Annotated in this window: 8 protein-coding genes; 1 reads left to right on the plus strand and 7 read right to left on the minus strand. The window is 41.9% G+C overall.

Annotated features, from left to right (window positions below; translation table 11 throughout):
- The first annotated feature begins 239 nt into the window (after window positions 1-239).
- Window positions 240-11348, plus strand: a complete 11109-nt coding sequence (locus VB711_RS19490; protein WP_323287902.1) for an FG-GAP-like repeat-containing protein — start codon at window positions 240-242, stop codon at window positions 11346-11348.
- 270 nt (window positions 11349-11618) lie between these two features.
- Here the strand turns inward: VB711_RS19490 and VB711_RS19495 are convergent, their stop codons facing one another.
- From VB711_RS19495 to VB711_RS19525, 7 genes are all read right to left on the minus strand, one after another.
- Window positions 11619-12395 carry an ABC transporter ATP-binding protein gene (locus VB711_RS19495; protein ID WP_323287903.1) on the minus strand — a complete coding sequence of 259 codons (777 nt, stop codon included), beginning with the start codon at window positions 12393-12395 and terminating at the stop codon, window positions 11619-11621.
- 201 nt (window positions 12396-12596) lie between these two features.
- On the minus strand, window positions 12597-13901 hold the full coding sequence (locus tag VB711_RS19500; protein WP_323287904.1) for a CO2 hydration protein: 1305 nt from the start codon (window positions 13899-13901) through the stop codon (window positions 12597-12599).
- Between the two features lie 159 nt (window positions 13902-14060).
- Complete coding sequence (locus VB711_RS19505; protein ID WP_323287905.1) at window positions 14061-15593, minus strand: NADH-quinone oxidoreductase subunit M; 1533 nt, start codon at window positions 15591-15593, stop codon at window positions 14061-14063.
- Between the two features lie 185 nt (window positions 15594-15778).
- Window positions 15779-17638, minus strand: a complete 1860-nt coding sequence (locus tag VB711_RS19510; protein ID WP_323287909.1) for an NAD(P)H-quinone oxidoreductase subunit F — start codon at window positions 17636-17638, stop codon at window positions 15779-15781.
- Window positions 17639-17869: 231 nt separating this feature from the next.
- The gene (locus VB711_RS19515) at window positions 17870-19246 is read right to left on the minus strand and encodes a HAMP domain-containing sensor histidine kinase (protein ID WP_323287906.1); all 1377 of its coding nucleotides are present in this window, start codon (window positions 19244-19246) and stop codon (window positions 17870-17872) included.
- Between the two features lie 678 nt (window positions 19247-19924).
- Window positions 19925-21172, minus strand: a complete 1248-nt coding sequence (locus VB711_RS19520) for a Calx-beta domain-containing protein (RefSeq protein ID WP_323287907.1) — start codon at window positions 21170-21172, stop codon at window positions 19925-19927.
- Window positions 21156-24480, minus strand: a 3325-nt coding sequence (locus tag VB711_RS19525) for a beta strand repeat-containing protein (protein ID WP_323287908.1), incomplete at its 5' end; no start/stop codon positions are given. The genes VB711_RS19525 and VB711_RS19520, both read right to left, overlap by 17 nt.

Below are 24480 nucleotides of genomic sequence, written 5' to 3' on the forward strand. Positions count from 1 at the left end.
TGAAACCAAGTATGAATTTAGGTGTACAGATGTTTTATATAACCTCTCTGGTGAAAAAGAATGTAGAGACGAGAATCCCTACCCATGGAACGTCTCTACAAAGGTTGTAGATAAAGCATATTTAGTTTCTGGAGATGTCTATTGAAAATCATCTTCATACCTCAAATCACCAATGCCTTAAACTCTTACAATCTCTAGCTATATGGGTTTCAAGTTAAACAATCTTTGAGGATAAAATCATGGCCGTAAATTTTACTAGAACCACAGTTAACAGCAACTTCTCATACCCAACTGGTGTTACAGCCGCAGACTTGGATCAAGACGGAGATGTAGAAATTATTGCCGTTTCTTCTGGATATGATGATGATGACTTGATCTGGCATAAGAATAACGGTAATAGCACCATTAGCACTACTATATTTGAGGTGACAGGCGGTTTAGGAGGTGGTCGTAATGCTGTGTATGCAGCTGATATAGATCAAGATGGCGATATTGATTTAGTGACAGCAGAAAATGGTGATGATGATGTCACCATCTTTTACAACACCAATGGAATGGGAACATCTTGGAGTAGTAATAGAATTGCCAATAGCGCTATGGGTGCTACTAAAATATTTGTTGGCAATTTTGGTACAGATGGTTTTCCTGATATTGCCGTTGTCACTGAAGATGATGACGATGTGAGAATCTGGCGACAAACTTCAGGAGGTAATTTTAGTAGTATAACTCTGGATGGTTCTCTCAGTGAAGCGCGGGCTGTTTTCGGGGCAAACTTTGATACAGATAGCGATTTAGATTTAGTTGCGGCTGGGGATAATGAGTTAACTTGGTATCGAAATAATGGTAACGGTACAAGTTGGACAGCCACCACCCTTAGCACCAGTTACGCTGTCTGGGATGTGGTAGCTGCGGACATAGATAACGACGGCGACAATGACATTATTATTGCTGCTGAAAATGGGGTACGTTACTGGAAAAACAATGGTTCTGGCTCTTTTAGTGGACCAACAACGGTTGCTAGTTTTAGAGTATATCAATTAGATGCTGAGGATATTGACCAAGATGGAGATATTGATCTCGTCTTTGGGGAAGGTAACAGTGATTCTGGAGATGTGCTTTACTGGTACGCCAATAATGGTAGTGGCTCTTTTACTTTTTACAGTATCAACACTGGTTTAGATGGTATTACGGCTGTATATGCTGGGGATATTAATAATGACGGCTTTCCTGATATTGCTGCCGCAACGGAAGGCGAAGATGATATTTATTGGTATGAAAACGAATTAAGAAAGGCTAGTATCACGGCGGGTAGTAATCCGGTGGAAGGTGGGAGTAGTGGGACTTTTACCATTACTTTAGATGAGGGAGCTTATACAAGTACAACTGTTAATTACACGGTTAGCGGGACGGCAACCAATAACACCGATTATACCTTGTCAGGAAGCACCACCTTCTCTACTGGACAATCTTCTAAAACCATTACCATTGCCCCCATTAACGATACCAACTACGACCCCAACGAAACGGTAATTCTCACCCTCACTGGTAATGGTATTAGCAATAATTATACGGTTGACTCTACTAAATCCAGTGCGACTTTAACTATTCAAGATACAACTCCCGTAGTTAGCATTAGTTCAACTGGGTTGGTTAATCCAGTGGAGGGAGGAGCAACGGGACAGTTTACTATTTCTCTCAATACAACAGCCCCGACTGCTTTTACCCTAGCTTACAGTCTCACCGGAGCAACCAGTGATGTAATTTTAGATGATGACAATAATCTCAGTAATGGGAGCATTGGTTCTGCCGGATCAGGAACGATTTCGATCGCTCTGAATCAATCTAGTAAAACTATTTATGTCTTTGCTAATGATGATTTTAACTATGATCCTAGCGAAACTGTTAACCTGACGCTGTTACCTTCTTCTACCTATACAACAGTTAATAATATTGCCGTTACCAGCACCTACCGGGTGGATTTGAGCAAAAATTCCACAACTTTAACGGTGACAGATAATGAGCCAGTGGTGAGTGTTTCCACAGTGCAGAATTTAGCTGAAGGCAGTACCACAGGTGGGTTTATTGGTTATGTAGATTTGAGCCTGAGTGCAGATGTTACCAATAGCTCCGGGTTGCGGGTGTATTACCAAATTACAGGGGGAACAGCTACCCAAGTTACCGATTATCTTAATGCCCAGGGAAGGTTAAATAGTAGCGGTAGTGCGGAAAATGTGGTATATATTCCCCAAGGTGCTAATTCAGCGCGGTTGTATTTGAGTGCTTTACCGGATGCGATCGCTGAATCCACAGAAACCATTTCTATCACTTTACTCACAGATAGCACCACTGCACCCACCTACGGTTTAGGGACAACAAAAACCGCCACGGTGAATATTACAGATAGTGGTCATTATACCAAAGGGGTAGCCGTTTTAGATGCCTACGGTCAAGCTGTCACCTCTACCAATCTCCTAGAAGCCAACTCTAGCGGTCAAGTTACCTACAAAGTTAAACTTACCAGCCAACCTACTGCCAGTGTCACAGTTAAAGTAGATACAACTTCCTTAACTTTCACCACCAGCAATTGGGATGATACCCAAAGCGTTACCCTGAGCAATATTACCAGTAGCAAGACTCTGGCTATTAGCACCACCAGTACAGATACTGTCTATAATGGCATTTCTAGCAGCATCACAGTTAAACCTGATGACGGTGTACCCACTCTGCAACCAACGGAAGGACAAACAGGCACACCCAATATTACTCCTACGGTTAGCATTTCTCTGTCAACTAATGCCAACGAAGGGGAGCAAACACCAGGAAATTATTTAGTTACACTCAGCAATCCTGCTCCCAGTGGCGGTTTAACGATTGGTTATACTGTTACAGGCACTGCTACGACGGGTAGTGATTATACAGCCCTCTCCGGTGTCCTAGAAGTAGCAGCAGGGGAAAGTAGCGTCATTCTGGCGGTGCAAACCCTAGATAATGATTTGGCCGAAAGTGCTGAAACTGTGATTGTCACTTTGCAAGCAGGAACAGGTTACATTGTCAATAGTGCCACATCTACCGCCACCATGACTTTGAGCGATGATGATACGGCTGGATTAAGTTTTGCCACTCCTCAAACTACAGGGACAATCGCTACTACCAATGATCTAATAAATGCTAAGGTAATCTCAGTAGATGATGAAACAGTTAGTTTGAGTGTGAGTTTGATTAGTCAACCCACCACCAATGTTACTGTCTCCTTTGCCGATGGTTTAACCAGTGGTGCTACCAGCAAGAGTTTGACCTTCACCAGCGATAATTGGAACTCTGCCCAAAATGTAGCAATTTCTAACTTAGCTACCAACACAACGGCGGATTTTACTTACCAAATTAATGCTGTCTACAACAATCAGACCATTAACTTACCTATCACTACCAATATCTTAGACACAGGTATTACTACTTTACTCACAGAAGAAGGGGATAGTTCCGTGCTGCGGGTGCGGTTGAATAGTCAGCCTACAGCCAATGTCACCTTAACATTTGACAGCGCCACTATTGATGCCACCGAAAACAGTTTTTCTGCTACCAGTTTAACCTTCACTGCCGATAATTGGGATAGTTACCAAAACCTCACAGTTGCGGGTTTAACAGACAACCGCGCTGACGGGGATGTTAGCTACAGCGTCACAGTTACAACCACCAGCAGCGATGGTAATTACAATGGTTTGTATGAGTTACTGCCCATTACCAATAACGATATTAATGGCGACGTGGTTAATAATACCGTTGCTGATGATGATAACCTGGCCACAGACCCATTGGCGCAAATAGCCATTTCTGGGAGCAGTACAATTGTTGAAGATGCTGGAAACCCTGGTAAATTTATTATTAGCGTCGGTGAAGGTAGTTCAGGAAATGCCGTTAGTGTTCGCTATTCTGTTTTAACCGGACCAGAAGCGGGTAATGCAGCAACGGAAGGGGTAGATTATCAGCCGTTTTCGTTATTTAATCAACAAGTTGGTGCAGACAACCCTTTCAATAGTGCAGATATAGATAGTTACAGCGCCCCGGCTTTTGTGGATTTAGATAACGATGGCGATCGCGATGCTTTTGTTGGTACTTATTATGGTACTATTGTTTATTACAAAAACACTTCTGTAGAAACCACAGGCAGCATCGGACTACCCACCTTCACTTTACAAACCACTGGCAACCCTTTGAGTGCTATTGACCTCAACGGTTCTACCTCCCCCGGCTACACGTCCCCGGCTTTTGGCGACATGGACGCAGATGGAGATGAGGATTTATTCTTGGGTAGCAGCGACGGCACAATTCGTTTTTACAAGAATACAGGAACAGTTAGCACCCCCAGTTTCACCGAACAAACTGGAACAGCCAATCCTCTATCTAGCGTTGATGTGGGAACTTATAGCACACCCGTGTTAGTGGATATTGATGCTGATGGTGATTTGGATTTATTCACGGGTACAGCCCAGGGGATAATCAAATTTTACCGAAATACAGGCAGTGAGACGAGTCCAATATTTACAGAAGTTACAGGTAGTGATAATATTTTCACTAGCGTAAATGTGAATAGTCGCTCTGCCATTACCTTTGGTGATATAGATGATGATGGTGACTTTGATGCCATTATCGCCGGAGATGCCAATATTAACAGTGGGTCATCCGGTGGAGTAATTCAGTATTGGTTAAATACGGGAACGGTTTCTAGCCCGGTGTTTATCCAAAATGATGAAATTCTCACTCGCAGCAGTATCATCACTGTTCCTGACCATCCTATCCCCACTCTAGTAAATATTGATGGCGATACCGACCCTGATTTATTGATGGGTAATTTAGCCGGGACAATCGACTTTTACGAAAACCTCGCTAGTGGTGAAATCACTATTTTCCCTGGTCAATCTGCTACCTTAGACCTGACTCCCTACAGCGACGACATTGCCGAAGGGGATGAAACAATTACCGTCGTCCTGAATACCAATCAAGGCTATCAAATTGCCCAAAATAACAGCGTTACTTTCACCATACAAGACAACGACACGGCGGGAGTAACAATTACTGATAGTTCTGGTCAATCTATTTCTGGTAAAACCTACACCACTAGCGAAGGTAGCAGCACTGCTTTATCTTTTTCTGCTCAACTCACCAGTCAACCAACGGATACAGTTATTCTTTACCTTGGTAGTAACAATACTGATGAAGGCTTACTCTCTGCTGATTTGCAAACAGGTCAAGAAGTTGTCTCTCTTTATTTTACCCCCGACAACTGGAATGTTGCTCAGACCTTCAGCCTCACTCCCCAAGATGATCAAACTGATGATGATACGGTGAGTTATCAGATCATTAGTACCGTTGTCAGTGGCGATGGTAAGTATGATGATTTGGTGGTGGATGATATTACAGTTCAAAACCAAGACAATGATAATGCGGCCATTCAGGTGAAGCAAGTAACTGATAGTAGCCAAGAAGGTGGGTTAAGCACTTATCAAGTCTATCTGTCTACAAAACCATTGACAGAAATCAATATCACCATGACTCCCAGCGACGGGGAAATTCAGTTTGCTGATCATCGTCCAGGAATCGCAGCTACCCTGAGTTTTGATGAGAGTAATTGGAGTATTCCCCAAACGGTGACAGTGTTGGCTGTGGAAGATAGTAAAGTTGAATATAACCACAGCAGCCAGATTAGCTTTACTGTGGAGAGTGTTTCTGGTGTGCTGAATGCCGGTTTTGAAGACACATCTGCCAATGGCTTCACTTATTTTGGCAATATGACTGCGGAACAACAAGCCGCATTTCTCTGGGAAGGTGGAGGTAATAGTACCCAGGGACCGGCTTTGTTTGCCAATAATTCGGCTTGGAATTATACCACAGTTCCCGAAGGTACTCAAGGGGTAAGTATTCAAGGCACATCTACCCTCAGTCAAGTTGTTTCTTTTCCTGGAGTGGGTAGCTATACGCTGACTTGGAAAGCGGCATCCCGTCAGGGACAGAGAAACCCTGTAACGATTAAGCTGGATGATACGACAGTTTTGGTCAACTCTCAAACAACTTGGGAAACGTCCAACACGGCTTGGACTAGCTACAGTGCGGTGCTTGATGTACCCGCAGCAGGTGATTATACCCTGAGTTTTACAGGGTTAAATAGCTATGGTGGTGACAATAGTGTGGGGATTGATCAAATTAGCATCATTGATAATCACTACGCTGCTTTAACTGCCCCGTCCACAATTACTGTTAACATTGTTGATACAGATGTACCCATTGCCACAATTGAAACTTCTCAAAATGCGGCGGAAGAAGCTGCTCCTGGTTATTTTACGATCTTTTTGAGTGATGCGGCGGATAGTTCTGTGGGTTCAACGGGGTTGGAAGTAGCTTACCAAGTTGTCACCACTAGCACTGCAACTAATGGTAGTGATTATCAATCAATTGTCCAAACTGGAACGGTTCGTGTTGCCCCTGGACAGACTAGCACGACTTTGACGGTTTTTGGTATTGATGATTTTCTGACGGAAACTGAAAGCGTCACTGTACAGATACTTTCCGGTACTGGTTACACTTTGGGGGATGGAACATCTAGTAGTTTGACGATAGTTGATAATGATGTACCAGGGCTGAAGGTAATCCAGCCGGGGAATGTTCCGGTGGTGAAAGAAGGGGGAACTAATACTTTCTATGTTTCGCTCTTAAGTGAACCAACTAGCAACGTTACTGTTAATTTTACCAGTGATAGTCAGTTGGGGGCGATCGCTTCTAAAACTTTCACACCAGATACTTGGTCTGTTCTCCAAGCTGTGACAATGACCGGTGTGGACGAAAATGTAGCTGAGAGTAATGCTACCCACAGTACAACAATTGCCTATAGTTTCACGACCACTGATACTAATTATGCCAGTTTGACGGTGACACCCCAAACGGTGAACATTATCGATCGCACCTTTAACAGTGTCAACACAGCTTTAGGACTAGAATATAGTTTAGATGCGATCGCTACGGGTTTTACAGAATCTTCTCTACCTCTCATTGGTGCTGCTAGTTCTCTACCTAACTTCTTTGATTTAATTACCGATGAAATCAGTAGTGCGGTTCGGACTACAACTAATCTCACAGCTTGGAAGTTAGATCAAATTTTCCGCGACGTTCTCTCAGAACAATTGGGTAGCAGCGTTTCTAATATTGCCATTAATTACACCCCCAACAGTACAGATACCCCTTTCACCGCTTCCTTCCGCGTCACCTACAACGATGTAACTATCCCTCTGAGTGAGGATTTGGGAACACCTGCCCTTGGTTTAAGAGTCAATGGTGAAGCTCTAACCGATGTGATTTATGATTTTACACTAGGTTTTGGCATCAATAAAACCACAGGTTACTACCTCAACACCACCAATACCGTTTTCACCCCCTCCATTACCTTCCAAGATGTGGACTTAACGGGGTTAGATAGTATAAATGGACTGAGTGTAGACTTTACCGACAATGGCATTGATCTAGATTTAGATTACAACATTACCATCGGTGGTAGCGACACAGCCTTGAACACAGATGAACTTAAAACCCTTAACACCCAACCCATTCAAGACTTTTTTGACAGCATTAACTATAATTTTACAGATAGTAGTTTTGCTAAATTGTTACTTTCAGCTAGTCCCGACGATCGCATTACCGATCTATTCCCCGGTTTAGAATTTGATTTAGCGATCGCTGATATGCCTCTATTCAACTATGCTGATAATGCTGTTAGTGCTGTGACTGATTTTGGGTTAAGCATAGAAAACGCCGCCATAGATGTCCAATCCCTTGTGCAAGGTTACGTCAAAGAATACATAGGTCTAATTGATAATATTCTCGAACCCATTTACCCAATTATTGACACCCTCAACACCGACACCAAGTTTCTTTCAGCCGTGGGACTAGATCCACTTTTTGACACCAACAACGACGGCAAAGTGACAGTGATGGAAATGGTACTGGAACTAATCGGTGTTGATGACGAAAGTGGCGACAATGATTTTTTACAAAATGCCGGTTTTAAAGGCTTTGATGATGGTGCATCACTGGATTTCTACGAATTTTTAGATGCAGTCAACGAATTGATTGATGTGGTGAGAGTGGTGAATGATTATGTGGCTGATGATAATTTGCTGATTGATATAGGTAACTTAGATGTACAGGTAAAAGCGGCTGTGGAAGATGGATCTATTGATTTTAGTCTAGCAGATTTAGCACCTACAGGCAACGTCATCGACCGTATTCTTACCAGTCCCCTAGCCAGTGATGATCTAAAAACCGTAATCCAGCGCATTTTTGAGATTGATGGCTTATCTATTCCCCTACTCACCGACTTTACCAGCGTGGCAAAATTGTTGCTGGGTGAAGAAAACGTAGATTTTTTGATCTACGATATGCCTGATTTAGACTTTGACATTAATCTTGACTTAACGGAAATCGGTCCCTTTGGCATTTTACCTAGCTTGGGAGTAAATGCCGTGTTAGAAATTGATATGGGTCTTAATTCCCATCTTTACCTGGCCTATGATGATTACGGGTTGAATCTGTGGAAAGATGCAGATTTTGACCTTTCCCAAGTTGACTTGTTACTGGATGGTCTTTACCTGCGAGATGTGAACGAAAATGGTAAAGATGTGAACGAGTTGGGGGCATCCTTTGGGATTGGCATTGGGGCTGAATTAAATGCCATAGTCGCTAAAGCCCAAGTTACCGGCGGTGTCCAAACTGACAATGATGTAAAAATAGACTTTATAGATGGGGGCGAATACACGGGTAAAAGTGATGGTAAGGTGAGATATTCGGAATTATCTCCTTTGTTTTCTGGTAATACCAGTGTTTTAGATATCACTGGGGCAATTGAAGCTTTTCTCAACGCTAAGATCCAAGTCGGTGTTGATTTGGGTTTGATAGAAGTGATGGAAACCGTTCTAGATGTTGATGTTGCCACATTTAAATTGTGGGATGTGAACACTCTGTTAAAAGAACTCGGCTTTGGTGGAAAAGCCAGTCAGAGTTATTTGCAGGGGGGAACGGTTTTCTTTGATACTAATTTTAACGGATTGTTGGATGTAGGCGAACCTTCGACTGTAACTCAAGATGATGGTAGTTTTAATTTGAATGTAGGCTTGATTCCCTACGATCGCAACCGCAATGGTGAAATTGACGAGGAAGATGGACGGTTGGTGGTAGTCGATGGGGTAGATACTGCCACAGGTATCCCCATCAGTACGCCTTTGTTTGCTCCCTTCAATTCAACGATGATTACCCCTCTAACTAGCCTTTTGCAAAAACTCAAGGAGGAAGGTGTAGAACTGGCTGAAGCTGGCACTAAAGTTAAATCTGCTTTGGAATTACCTGATAGTATCAACCTCCAACAATTTGATCCTTTGTTGGCGATCGCCAATGGCGACCCAAATGGCACTAAAGTTTACACTACTCATGTTGTCGTTCAGAGTATGATTGCCATCTTGACCCAGTATATGTCTGCGGTAACGGGCAAAACTGCTGCGGCACTGACTGATCAAGTAACTGGGGCGATCGCACTGGCTATTTATAACAATGGTCTGGATTTTCAAGGTGATGATGTGTCTGCGGTGAAAACTTATTTGGTATCTCCCCTCATTAACGCAGATTCCCCAGAGGTAGAAAATGTTTTAGCTAGGGCGATCGCGATCGGCATTAAAACCATCCAACGAGTAGCCGAAAACACAGAATCATCAGCAGTTGTGGATACTCTCACCTCCATCAAAGCAGCCGTTCAATTCGATTTGGGTAACGTATTGCAGCAATTGGGAAGTGGTTTAATTGATGCCGAGGAAGTAGATCGTCTACTCAACAACTGGCAATCACGGATTCAAGACTTTGCCGATGTTCCTACTTTGCTGGCCTTGGTCTTAGCAGTCGAAACTCAAGTAGTAGCAAGCGATACAGCCAATCAACGAGTTTTAACCGCCCTGGGACTACCCCAAGACCTCGATCTCAACTCCTACGCAGGGGGCAATGATGATGTAGGTAAACAGGTTTTGAACTTAGAAAATCAACTCACCTTACTCTATCAGCTAGGGGGACAACTGCTACAAGGTGCGGGAATTGAGGATGGAGAGGAAGCAGCTTGGTTAATTGCCCGTGCTACAGGGCAGTTTCTTGAACCTAACGATCCTGTACTCAATCTCCAGGATTCCCAAACCATCGCCGATATTATTCAGGCAGCAGGCGAATTAGGAGGAATTACAGAAGAGCGATTATCTCAGGTAGCAAAATTAGCAGAAGAAAAGAGCGATCGCATTAGTTCCTTAAATAGCATTCTGGATATATTGGTCGAAGCCACCGCTAACGAACAAATTCAGGTAGTAAGTGCAGCTATAGCAGCGTCTCACCCATCCCATACACCCCTACCATTAGTCGTGGAACAAGATGGTTTAGAAACCGTTTTCCTCCCTGATGCTGTTGATGCTAACTTCCAACTGTGGGCGATTTCCGTACCCGGTGAGTATGAATTAGGTGTAAAGACTGCCGAAGGGCGATCGCTCGTCCTCCTGCAAAATCAAGCTGGGGGTAATAATTCTTCCCTCACCACCACCTTAGATACTATCACCCTCAATACCCTCACCAGCAGCGAACGGCAATTCTTTGGTTCACTTGTAGCTTCTCCCAGTGGGTTGAGTTCTTTAACTGGTACAGGTTTAGAATTTTATCTAAAAATTGGCACACAAACCTACACCTCCCAACAACAAGATCAATTCCAAATTAACTCCAAAGGTAGCCAAGGATTGGAACTCACCTTTAGTAATAACGGTAATTCCCTTGCCAAATTTGCCATTGGTACACCGTTGTTACTCTCACCCGGACTAGATCCCAGCAGCACCATTAATGCCAGTGTCACCCATGGACGGGGAGGAAGTTATCAAAACACCATTGGACTCTATCAAATAGACGATTTAACTGGTGGAATTGGTCTACTACAACCAGGGGAAACAGGTTATGCTGCGGCCGCTTTGCAACGCGCCCAAGCATCAGGTTTAATTGTGGGTACGCCGGATAATTTTACGGTGCGAACTGACACTCTAACTTTACCTAGTGCCAGTAACTTTGGATTATTCCTAATTGCTAACGCTACTGTCGATCAATTTCTGGCTACAAACCCCGAAAACCTTGCTAATGGGCAGATTCATACCTTCTTCTCTTATGGTGCAGCCAACCCCGACCAGCGTCAACATATCACCCCCCTGGGTGAAAATCTCTTTGGCTTTGAAGACTTGTTTGGTGGAGGGGACAATGATTTCAATGATGCTATTTTGCAGGTAAATTTTAGCGTCTGATTTAGAGGATGTTTTAAAAGTTCTTCATGTATAAATAAACCTCTCTCCAAACCTCTCCCCGACGCGGGGAGAGGCTTTAAAACCCCCATTCCCTTGTAGGGAAGGGGGGCTAGGGGGAGATATAGCAGCAGGCAGGAGATGAAACACCGTTGCTGCTTGATTTTTTGTTTTCAGTTTGTAACACAAAAAATCTCTCAAACCCTCATTCCTCTGCGTTCTCTGCGCCTCTGTGGTTAGTTAATCCGGATCATTTATTCTGTGGTTAGTTAATTAAACAGAAGAAATTGCACAAACTTGTAAACCCACAGGAGTAGAAATAATCACAGATTCCACACCAAAAACTTGAGCAATATTATTTGAAGTTAACACATTTTCCGGCGTACCAACTTCCCAAATTTGACCCTGTTTTAATAAAGCAATCCGGGAACTGTAGCGGGCGGCTAAATTTAATTCATGTAAAACTGTAACTATAGTTAATTCTTGCTGCTGATTGAGATTTTTTAATAACTCTAATAATTGTAATTGATAATTTATATCTAAATAAGTAGTCGGTTCATCTAATAATAAAACCTTGGGTTCTTGTGCCAAAGCCAAAGCTAAAAAAGCCCGTTGTCTTTCACCACCAGAGAGTTCTTCCACTAAGCGATCGCTATAATTTTCCAGTTGGGTTTTTTTAATTGCTGCCTCAACCTTTTGCCAATCTTTAACAGTTAATTCCCATTGCCACCAAGGTTGATGGGGAGTTCTTCCTAAACTAACCAATTGCCTTACCGTTAAACCAACAGGAACGGTTTGTTGTTGTGGTAAAAGTGCCAATTTTTGAGCAACTAAATTAGGAGGTTGGGAGTGAATCTCCTTACCATCTAATAATACCATTCCCTGCTGGGGAGATAACAGACGACTAATTAGTTTGAGTAAAGTAGACTTACCCGAACCATTAGCACCAACCAAACTTAACCATTCTCCAGTTTGCAAAGATAGATTAACATCTTGGATAATTGGTAAAGCCGAGTAACCACCGATGAGATGTTGTAATTCTAGAGGCATTTTAGGAATTAAACGTAGTTAATTGTTTAGAGGTGATTCAATTTGAAAAGATTTAAAGATTACTGAAAAATCTTTCTTATACAAAGTAGGGATTTAGCACTGCTTAGTCGCAACCTGAAACAACCTATTTTGGTGAAAGCAGATCATGATTAATTTGTACAGTGCGTAAGTCCTATGATAGTTGAAATCACCCCCAATTTTTTATCTATAATCCTGGCGTTGAATATCTCCCAACCTAGCAGCACTAAGAGTAAAACGACTTAATTGCATTTCAAAAAACTCTCGATTGGCTTGTAAATGTCTGGGGTTGGGGTCATCTAAAGGATATAAAAGGGCAGTTCTTAAAGCTTGAATTACCGCAGAAGTAACATTATACATGGAACGTTGGAAACTAATTCCCAACTGAATCAACATATCTTCTTCACCTCGACAATGTTGTTGGTAATAATCAACAAGATATGGGGGGAGAAAATGCAACATATCCTGCATTAATAACGTAGGAGGAATACCAGCAGTACCGACAGGAAAAACATCGGCGTAAAGAATACCATAATGGAAGTCTTTTTGATCTTCTGGAACTTGTTTAGCTTGGGCGTTGTAAGATTTTGTACCCCTAAAAGGTGCAGTTCGGTAAAAAACGGCTTCTACATAGGGTAAAGCAGCTTCATATAACCAGGTAAAACCTTTGGATTTAGGGATAATTTCATAGCATTGTCCATCTACATATACATGATGATAAATGGGACGACCTGCGATCGCAAATATGCCATTTACTAAAAAATTCATTGCGTCGGGAACGCCTTTAAATCCCCCTTCGTCGTAAATATCAGACATTTCAAAAAATACCGGTGCCATGACTTCCCAGAACAAACCCAGATTAGAATAATAAGACATTTGCCGACATTGTTCTAAAAACATTTCCGGGAATAGCTTATACATTCCCATCATCACTGGGTTATTTTTAAAGTAGGCTTTAATGGCTTTATCGGCGTTAGTTTTATATTCTTCTGAATCTAAATAAGCATCAAATTGGTTAACTGGGGCATACATTTTTCTGTGCCACAACATAGCCCGCATACAGGCTTCGGCAAACTCCATGTTAATGCGATCATGAAATAAATGATGCAATAATCTGGGCATTTTAAAAGTTTCCCCTTTCTCCATAAATGCCAAAAGTTCTGGGTGGGCTGTAGCTTGACCGCGCCAAATTCTTAAATCGGCATCGTCACCAGCATAATGATTATGTCGTTCTAAATATTCTTGGGGTAAGAAGTATTTAAAAAAGGGAAATGGGTTTAAAAATTCCCGTTCGGCAATGTAGAGTAAATCACGCCAATAAAAATCCATCGGTACTGCATAAGCTTTATAGATACCGATGATTTGCATCAGGTTTTCTGGGGTATCTGGTAACATTGAACCGCCAGATTCTAGACGATAAATTATATCGGCAAATTCGTGTCTAGAAGGAGGAATTTTAGTTGTTGATTTTTCTGGAGTTTGTACCATGATATTTTTTGTTGATGATTTTATAAGTTTTGAGTAAATAAACGAAACGAACCACAGAGGCGCAGAGTTCACAGAGGAAGAGAAGGTAGGACTTACGCTGTAGTAGAGTTTGTTTGGTGGGCAATGCCCAGCCTACTTATCCAAGTATGATTATTATGGTTAAAGGGGTTTAATTGTGGTGTTTAAAGTTTTTGTTAGGGCAAATTGAGAGGTGGTGTTTTTTTCTTGGGTAGGAATTACAGATACCATTGATGTAGTTGTACTTTCACTCCAACGAACTAACCAAGTTGGTTGTACTCCTAAAAAGACGATTAGTGATGCTAAAATTAGGGCTGGTATTTTTTCTACCCAGAGAACTTTGGGATAGTAGGCTAAATCATTTTGCAGTTTACCAAAACAGGTACGGTTGAGAAGTATGACAAAATAAACTGCGGTTAAACCAGATGCAACTACACATAAAAGTGTAGGAATGGGGAAAATAGAAAAGCTACCTTGAAAGGAGATAAATTCAGCAATAAAACCTGTTAAACCAGGAATACCTGCGCTGGCCATTCCGCTTAAAACCAATAAGGCACTTATTAGGGGTAAACCACGAATCGGACTCATTAAACCATTGAGTTTATCTAGTTCTCTTGTTCCAACTTTGGCTTCTACGACTCCTACTAAATGGAAAAGAATGGCGAGAATAATTCCGTGACTGAACATTTGAGAAACTGCACCAACTAATGCGAGAGGTGTACTAGCAGCAGCAGCTAATAAAATATAGCCCATGTGACCGATTGAACTATATGCTACCATGCGTTTGATGTCTTTTTGCGCGATCGCTATGACTGCGGCATAAATCGCCCCAATCGCTCCCCAAATTGCTAAAGTAGGGGCAATAATACTCCATGCGTCAGGAAATAACCCCATTCCAAATCGCAACAGTCCATAAGTTCCCAGTTTCGCTAATACCCCACCTAACAAAATCGCTATGGGTGAGGAAGCCTCTACATAAGCATCTGGTAGCCAAGTGTGGAAGGGAACTAGGGGAATTTTAATCCCAAAGCCTAAGACTATTCCCCCTAACAGAACTAATTGCATTCCAGCAGATATGTTTTGGGTGGAAACTGCTTCAACAGCAAAGCTGCGAGAACCACCTAACCAAACTATTCCTAAAAATGTGGCTAAAATTAAAGCACCGGAAACGGCGGTATAAATCAGAAACTTGATTCCTGCATATCCTCTTTTTTCTCCTCCCCAAATAGAAATTAGTAAGTAAAAGGGAATTAATTCTAATTCATAAAACAGGAAAAACAGGAGTAAGTTTTGGGCTAGAAATGCACCTGCAACCCCACCACTGACTAATAAAATCATCGAATAAAAAAGCCGTGGGCGTTCTGTTTCTTTATCGCTGCTATAAATAGCAATCCAGGTGAGAAGGCTATTTAATACTAACATGAGAATTGATAACCCATCCACTCCTAATTGATAACTTAAACCAAGAGTTTCATTCCAGGGTAAATATTCTTGAAATTGCATTCCTGGATTGGTAAGGTCAAATTTCCGAAGTATGAACAAATTCCAACAAAGAATTAATCCAGAGACGATTAATGCTGTTAAACGAATGCGACTGGCTGGAATGGTTTTACCAGGAAAAAAAACAATTATTGCCGCAGCTAGGATGGGAATCCAGATTAAAACACTTAACATGGTGATTGGTGATTGGTGATTGGTGATTGGATAAACTTCAAATCCTTGTCATCTGTGTAATCCATTAAATCCGTGATCGTGATTGGATAAACTTCAAATCCTTGTCATCTGTGTAATCCATTAAATCCGTGATCGTGATTGGATAAACTTCAAATCCTTGTCATCTATTAATCCATGATCAAAATTTAAAAAATCAAATCTAAAAACTGAACTCCCCAAAAAGGCCAAGTCACCCATGCACCTAAAACACCAACTCCTAAAAGTATCGTTAAGGCATAAAATTGGGTTTGCCCAGTGGTGCTATACTTGAGTCCTTCTCCACCGATAAGGGAAAATAAACCGACTAAGTTAACGATGCCATCAACAACAAATCGGTCAATTATATCGGCAAATTTTGCAAGTTGGGCAACGCCAAAAATGATGGTAATTTTGTAAAGTTTGGGCGTATAAAAATCATAAGCGAGTAAATCTTGTAACCCTTGCCAAGGGAGACGAATTGGTTTAGGAATGTTGCCTAAATAAATTACCCCAGCAATGCTGCAACCAAAAATACTCGACCAAACTAAAAGTAATGCCACATCTTTATTTAAATTTGCCCAATTCGGAAGTAATGATAAACTTTGCAAGACTAAAGGTAGATGTAAAACAAAGCCTAATAAAATTACCATTGGTAGTACCATTGGCCAATGGGCTTCGGGGGAACGTTCGCTCATTTGTGTGGGTTTTCCACCAAAGATTAAAGCAAATTCTCTAGTTAAACTAAAGGCGGTTAAACCATTAATAACAATGATTATTCCCACTAACCAAGGATGAGTTGACCATAAACCATCAGCTAATTTGAATAATGCCCAAAAACTACCCAATGGGGGAAAGCCAATTAACCCCAAAGTACCAACAATAAAAGCGAGTCCTGAAATGGGACGACGTGACCATAATCCACCCAGTTGGGTAATATCTTGGGTGATGCTATTCCAAATTATTCCCCCGGTACTCATGACCAAAAGTGCTGCGGAAAGGGCGTGAGTGAGGACTAATAGTAGTGCTGCTTCGTCTTGTTCTGTGCCGACGGCGATGAATACTAAGCCCATGTATGCACTAACAGAGTAGGATAAACAGCGTTTGATGTCAATTTGTGCGATCGCTATTAATGACCCCCCAATGGCTGTCACTGTCCCAATTGCGACCATCGCTGAAGAAACTACTGTTGACAAACTAAACACAGGTTGCAACTTAATCAATACCCATGCACCACTAGCCACTACTACCGAGTTCCGTAAAATTGTACTAGGAACAGGCCCTTCCATTGCTTCATCTAGCCACAAATGTAGGGGAAATTGGGCGCATTTACCCATTGGCCCGGCAATTAAGGCCAAACATACTAATGTAATAATTGTTGGATCTACCTTAGCAGTCCGCGCCCATATCTCTAAATCTGTATAATTCCAAGTACCGGCGAGAGTCCATAGTCCCAAAACTCCCATTAACAAAAATAAGTCTCCTACCCGTTTGGTTAAAAAAGCATCTCGCGCACCAGTGACTACCAACGGCTGACTAAACCATAAACCCACCAGTAGGTAAGTTCCCAAGGTGAGAATTTCCAAAATTACATAGCTAAAAAACAAGTTGTTACACAATACCAAAGCGCAAAGTCCGGCTTCAAATAATCCCAATAAGGAATAAAAACGTCCCCACCCCCAATCCATTTCCATGTAACCAATAGCAAATATTTGGGCGAGAAAGTTTAAACCAGTAATGACAATTAACGCCCCAACACTAATTGAGGAAATTTCTAAAGCAATACTTAAATCTAAGCCAGCAGTAGACAACCAAGGAATAAATATTTCTTGGGGTGGATGATTTTCTGTGGCGGGGAAGGCTAAGACACAATGCACAAATGAACAGAATGTCATCACCAAGTTAACATAACCCGCCGGTCTTGGCCCTGTTTTCCGTATAATTCCCGGCGACCAAGGTACGGCTAAAAGCCCACCTATTAAAGAGTAAAAAGGTACTAACCAAACTGTCTGTAGCAGAATTTTATCCATGAACTTACCTCTATCATTTACAGCAAAACCTAATGGGTTGGAAGCAATTACCATTGATCCCAATTAACCCATCTATGACAAAAACCCAAATTTATCTTTATTTAATATTCATTAAATTAGCTTACCTTTATCTTGTGCAAAAGGGAATTAGTTAAATAGACAAATCAACGATATTTGCTCTAATTAATTCTTATAGTTGGAACTATTGGATTTTCAAATCATCATCATTGATTAATATCTATGAATGGGTAGGGTAAACCAAAAAGTTGCCCCAGATTCAATCATGTTATTAACACCAATTTCTCCACCGTGAGCATTAATAATTTGCTTGCACAGATATAAGCCCAATCCTAAACTCATACTTGCTTTGTGAAGATTACCGCCACGATAATAAAGATCAAATATGCGTTGACTTTGTTGCGAATTTATGCCTATACCGTTATCGCTGATGGTACAGTAAATATGATTGGTTTTTAGGGTTGCGTCTATTTGTAATAGTAAGCCGGGAGGATTATGTTTGATGGCATTGACAATTAAATTAGAAAATACTCGCCATAATTGGGTCGGATCACCATTGATCACGGGTAAATCTGCGTTAACTAAATTGGTTAAAATAGTTTGATTATCTGCTAAAATTGGTTCTAAGTCTGCGATCGCTCCCTCAACTATATGATGCAGTTGTAGCGGTTGCAGTTGTAAAGACACTCCTTGCACTTCACTCAGATGGGCTTCCATTAAGGAATTAATTAAATTCAGTTGGCGATCGCTACTTTGTTTCATTCGTGCTAAAATTGAGCGAGGGAGTAGTATTTTATCCTCTTGCTGTGCGAGTAAATTATTAAGTACCATAGTAGTTCCCAACACCGGATTACGCATATCATGGGAAACGGCATGAATAAATAATTTCAGTTGTTGATTAGTAGATTCTAGTTGTAGACGGGCTTTGAACTCAGAACATTGTAAGCGATCGTACAGATAAACACCAATGTCACATATAGTACAAAACCAAAAAATGTACAAAATAAAAGTCACATTATAGATTTCTGGATGGTTAGGTAGTCCTGTATTCAAATTCAAGGCTGTATTAATACCAAAATAATAAAGCAATACCCCCACTTGAGACAATAAATGGAGATGCCAACGCACTGGCATAAATGTAGCTTGACTCAAAAATAACAGCGACCAACCAAGAGTATCCGGTAAGGCAAAACCCTTCAACGTAGCAAATAACTGTGAAGATAAACTAATAGACCAAGATGATCCCAAAAATAACCATCCTGGATGACGACGACCAAACTGATTTTTATGCAGGGCAAAGCAAATTAAGACAATTAACAGTAAGGCAAAATTGATACCTAGTCCTTGAGTTCTTATAGCTGGGGGTAGTTTAGCTAATTCTTGCAAGGGAAAGAAAAAGTCATAAATATTGCGTAAAGCAAAAGTTAATAAACAGATAAGTGCTAACCATAGCCATAAATTTAGCCTCTGCCATAAAAAGAAATGTCTAAAAGCCAACCATTCCTGGTCTTTAGGCCAAGCTTTATAAATAGCGATAATTTCTTCTGTTGTAGTTGGTGTTCTAAAATTTTTCCTCCACCACCTTTGCATCTTTTTCCACCAAATGGCCATTACTTATCACCAAATTTGCCCTGAATGTGAAAATATTACTCTATTCTAGGGAGTGATCACAAATAGTTAGGCAACAGAAAGCCGATGATACAAAAAACCCCGGCGAAACTAACCGGGGTAGATGGGAGAAGTTTAAATGACATTAGATACCAATACCGAAGCTTAGGAAATAACAATTTACATAGTTTTTTCTGCTTTTGTTAACTTATGTAAATTAATATAACAGGTTTATTACGAAAGGTCAATAGAACTTGACAAAGAATCATGGGTTTTTCCAATAAGGATTACTTATATCAAAATCAAATAAATTATCTTTTTCCTCTGTATTTTCATCTAATCTTAACCATTCCATACTAAAAGAATTAACCTATTAGCTGTTTAATAACATTAAATTCACTTTTTGCTGCAACATTTAAAACCCCCGACCACCCGGAATTTCTGGTAATTGGGGGATTATTTATGGCGACTTGAGAACACAATTTTGTAGATGGGGTTGTACTTAATACTGCTTGATCGAGGCGATTAACCATAGAAAAATTAGACTATGATAGGCAGATAAAGTAACAGAGCAGAAAGCTATGGTTACAACACCCCAGGAATACTTACCCGATAGCGACGAAACCCCAGTGGATAATAAACTACAATTGGAAACCTAATTTATAGAGTGGTGAAATAATCTCCTGGTGTCAGAGTACCCAAGGTAGAGGGAGCGCCAATCATCGAAGTTACTTCAATCAACAAGTCAGAACCAGTATTGAATGCAGAATCTGTGTCATTCACCGATAGATATAATCGGCGGTTGAACCCGAAGAATACTGCTTCGTTAGCGGCTAAACCTGTACCACCATCAGCATTAGCATAAGCGATTGAGGTTGCTAATTCGAGATTAGTTGCTGTTAGCGTCCCTACATTAAATACTGATGCAGGTGAAAATGCGGGGTTTCCTACCTTAATGCGATCGCCTCCGGTGGGTGGAACGCCATCGCCCAATCCTGGGTTAAAATCACGAATCCGATCTAAGTTCCCCAGTAGAGAATCAGAGAAAGATTCAAACAGGAATTTATCTGCACCTAGACCACCAGTTAAAACATCCGCCCCTGATCCACTACCACCATTTAAGGTATCATTTCCAGCCAAGCCATTGAGAATATCATTTCCATCTCCGCCATTAATTATTTCATCAGCAGCACTACCATTCATGCGGTCATTACCAGAAGTACCATTTAAAGTGATCAGTTGTCCACCATCATAGTTAAAAATAGTACCTATAGCTTGAGCGGTGGTACTATCACTGAGATTAATTACGTTGAGGAAGAATGACTCACTTGGTTCATTTAATGTGTCACCGATAATTGGTACGTTGACTGTCATCCCCGTATTACCAGGTGAAAAAGAAAGAGTGCCACTGGTGGCGATATAATCTAAGCCTGCTGTAGCTGTATCATCTGCCGTTGCGTAGTTCACCGTTACAACCTGACCGCTAGGTGCTGACAACTGCACTAGGAATGTCAGATTTTTCTGACCACTGTTTCCTTCCACAATACTTGTCTCACCAATACTAATGCTAACTGAGTCATCATTATCAATGATAGTTCCTACCCCAGTGGCTTTAGCGATGGTGGCATTGCTAGGATTGCTCAATACGACAGAGAAGGTTTCGTCTATCTCGTCGTAGTTATCACCCAGAACCGCTACATCTATAGTTTTGGTATTTTCTCCACCACTAAAGGAAAGTTGACCACTGGTGGCTGTGTAATCGTAGGGTGTGGAGAAGGCTGTACCGTTAGCGGTGGCATAGTTGACTGTAACTGTTCCAGCGAAGGGGTCGGTGAGGCTGACGGTGAAAGTTGCATTAGTAGTACCTGTATTTCCTTCAGTTACAGGCACATCATTGATACTCAACACACCAACATCTAGAACATTGATTGCCTGCTTCGTTGGCGACTAAACCTGTATTGCTATCAGCCGCAGCATAAGCCGCTTCAGTTGCTGCTGTGAGAGTAGCTGCTGTTAGTATGCCTACATTAAATACTGATGTAGGTGAGAATGCGGGGTTTCCTACCTTAATGCGATCGCCTCCGGTGGGCGGAACGCCATCGCCCAATCCTGGGTTAAAGTCACGAATCCGATCTAAGTTCCCCAGTAGAGAATCAGAGAAAGATTCAAACAGGAATTTATCTGCACCTAGACCACCAGTTAAAACATCCGCCCCTGGACCACCATTTAAGGTGTCATTTCCAGCCAAGCCATTGATAATATCATTTCCAGCCAAGCCATTCATTATCTCACCAGTAACACCACCATTCATGCGATCGTTGCCAGAAGTACCATTTAAAGTGATAGGTTCTCCAGCATCGTCATTAAAAATAGTACCTATCGCTTGAGTAGTAGTATTATTACTGAGATTAGTTAAATTGAGGAAGAATGACTCACTTGGTTCATCTAATGTGTCACCGATAATTGGTACGTTGACTGTCATCCCCGTATTACCAGGTGAAAAAGAAAGAGTGCCACTGGTGGCGATATAATCTAAGCCAGCTATAGCTGTACTATCTGCCGTTGCGTAGTTCACAATTACAACCTGACTGCTAGGTGCTGACAACTGCACTAGGAATGTCAGATTTTGCTGACCACTGTTTCCTTCCAGAATACTTGTCTCACCAATACTAACTGAATTATCATCATCAACAATAGTTCCTACCCCAGTAGCTTTGGTGATGGTGGCATTGGTAGGATTGCTCAATACGACAGAGAAGGTTTCGTCTATCTCATCGTAGATATCACCCAGAACCGCTACATCTATAGTTTTGGTAGTTTCTCCACCACTAAAGGAAAGTTGACCACTGGTGGCTGTATAATCGTAGGGTGTGGAGAAGGCTGTACCGTTAGCAGTGGCATAGTTCACTGTAACTGTTCCAGCGAAGGGGTCGGTGAGGCTGACGGTGAAAGTTGCATTAGTAGTACCTGTATTTCCTTCAGTTACAGACACATCATTAATACTCAAAACACCAATATCTAGAACATTGATTGCCAAAGTTTCTTGGTATGTTCCACCGTTACCGTCATTGGTTTCTACCCGGATACTATAGCTGGACTTGGTTTCAAAGTCTGGGGAACTGTTGATGCTCAGTTGGTTGTTGGTAATGGTGAAGACACTGTTATCTGTATCGCCAGCACCAGCAACTAAGCTGTAAGAGTGAGTATCGCCAACGTCAGGATCGGTGGTGGTGAAGGAACCAATCACAGTGTTGGCTGCCACGTTCTCAGTCACGCTGTTGTTACTGAGGGTGATGTCTGTGGGCGCTTGATTGATAACAACATTTGTTGTTGCCACGGTGCTAGTGTTGAAATTAGAACCACCATCATCCACTACAAACTTGATTATCCTGACAGTAATATCGGGAGTAGTCGCCGTGTTGTTGTAAGTCACAGTGCGGAGGACTTGTTGATATTCAGCAACTGTACCTGTACCACTCAAAGTCAGAACCCCATTACTGTAAATGCTGGTGATGTTGCCTGTAACTGTGGCAGCAAGCACTTCATTAACACCATCTTGGAGGTTAGTAATGGTGATGGTCGCCCCCACTAAATTGGCTGAATTAGCATCAACTAGGGTGAGGTCTGTATCAACAATTAAAACAGGAGTTCCAGTAAAGGTGGTGCTGAAGTCAATGCCGTCGGTGGTACTGCCCACTAATTGCGATAACTCCACCACCCCACTAGAGCCAATACCAGCATGACCAAATACCACGTAGCTCTGCCCTGAATCACTATTGTTAAGGTCGGCACCAAAAGCCCCAATAATCAGGTCATCAATACCATCGCCGTTGATGTCCCCCGCACTACTTACTGATACGCCTGAGTAGTCACTACCATTGATACCATTGATTTTAAAACCATTAACACCATCGAGGCTTGATAGTTCTATGTTAGAATTAAATGTGCTACGACTGCCAAACACCACATAACTCTGTCCTGAACTAATACCGTTGGGGCTGGCATCTAGCGCACCAATAATCAAGTCATCAATACCATCACCGTTGATATCACCAGCACTACTTACTGATCTACCTGAGTGGTTATTTTGAGCAACACCATTAAGAGTAAAGCCGTTGCTGCCGTCCAGAGTAGAAAGGTTGAGGCTAGAACTAAATCCAGTGTTCTTACCAAATACCACATAGCTTTGCCCTGAAGATGTGCTATTGGGATCTGCAAAAGGAGCACCGATAATCAAATCATCAATGCCATCACCGTTGATATCTCCGGCACTACTTACTGATCTACCAGATTCGTCTCCTGCTGCAATACCGTTGATAATAAAACCGTTGCTGCCGTTGAGGGTAGAAAGGTTGAAGCTAGAACTAAATCCATTACTTTTACCAAATACCACATAGCTTTGCCCTGAATCTGTGCCATTGGGATCTGCAAAAGCAGCACCGATAATCAAATCATCAATACGATCACCGTTGATATCTCCAGCATTACTTACTGATCTACCTGATTGGTCTCCCGCCACAATACCGTTAATTGTAAAACCATTGCTACCGTTGAGAGTAGAAAGGTTGAGATTAGAACTAAATCCAGTGTTCTTACCAAATACCACATAGCTGCGTCCTGAATAACCGCCATATCTCGCGCCGATAATTAAGTCGTCAATACCGTCGCCGTTGATGTCTCCGGCGTTGCTAACGGAGAAGCCTGAGTTGTCAAATTCATCAATGCCGTTGATAATAAAGCCGTTGCTGCCGTTGAGTTGAGACAGGTTGATGCTGGAACTAAATCCATTGTTTCTACCAAATACCACGTAGCTCTGCCCTGAATTATCGCCGTTGGGGTCGGCGCTGAATGCGCCGATAATCAGGTCATCAATGCCGTCGCCGTTGATGTCCCCCGCACTACTTACTGATACGCCTGAGTTGTCACCCCCAGCGATGCCGTTAATTGTGAAGCCGTTGCTGCCGTTGAGGGTAGATAGGTTGAGGTTAGATGGGAAGGAACTAGAGCTACCAAATACTACATAACTCTGCCCTGAATCTGTGCCATTGAGGTCGGCTTTGTAAGCTCCAATAATTACATCATCAATGCCGTCGCCGTTGATGTCCCCCGCATTACTTACTGAAAAACCTGACCAGTCATCTTCAAGGATACCACTGAGGGCGAAACCAGCGACTTGGTTATTGCTGCCGTTAAGGTCAAGAATAGGGGCTTGATTA

Origin of the sequence: Cronbergia sp. UHCC 0137, assembly GCF_034932285.1 — a bacterium.
Lineage (GTDB): Bacteria > Cyanobacteriota > Cyanobacteriia > Cyanobacteriales > Nostocaceae > Cronbergia.

Coding starts and splice junctions, on each gene's coding strand:
- VB711_RS19490 (WP_323287902.1), top strand. CDS start 240: ATGGCCGTAAATTTTACTAGAACCACAGTTAACAGCAACTTCTCATAC.
- VB711_RS19495 (WP_323287903.1), bottom strand. CDS start 12,395: ATGCCTCTAGAATTACAACATCTCATCGGTGGTTACTCGGCTTTACCA.
- VB711_RS19500 (WP_323287904.1), bottom strand. CDS start 13,901: ATGGTACAAACTCCAGAAAAATCAACAACTAAAATTCCTCCTTCTAGA.
- VB711_RS19505 (WP_323287905.1), bottom strand. CDS start 15,593: ATGTTAAGTGTTTTAATCTGGATTCCCATCCTAGCTGCGGCAATAATT.
- VB711_RS19510 (WP_323287909.1), bottom strand. CDS start 17,638: ATGGATAAAATTCTGCTACAGACAGTTTGGTTAGTACCTTTTTACTCT.
- VB711_RS19515 (WP_323287906.1), bottom strand. CDS start 19,246: ATGCAAAGGTGGTGGAGGAAAAATTTTAGAACACCAACTACAACAGAA.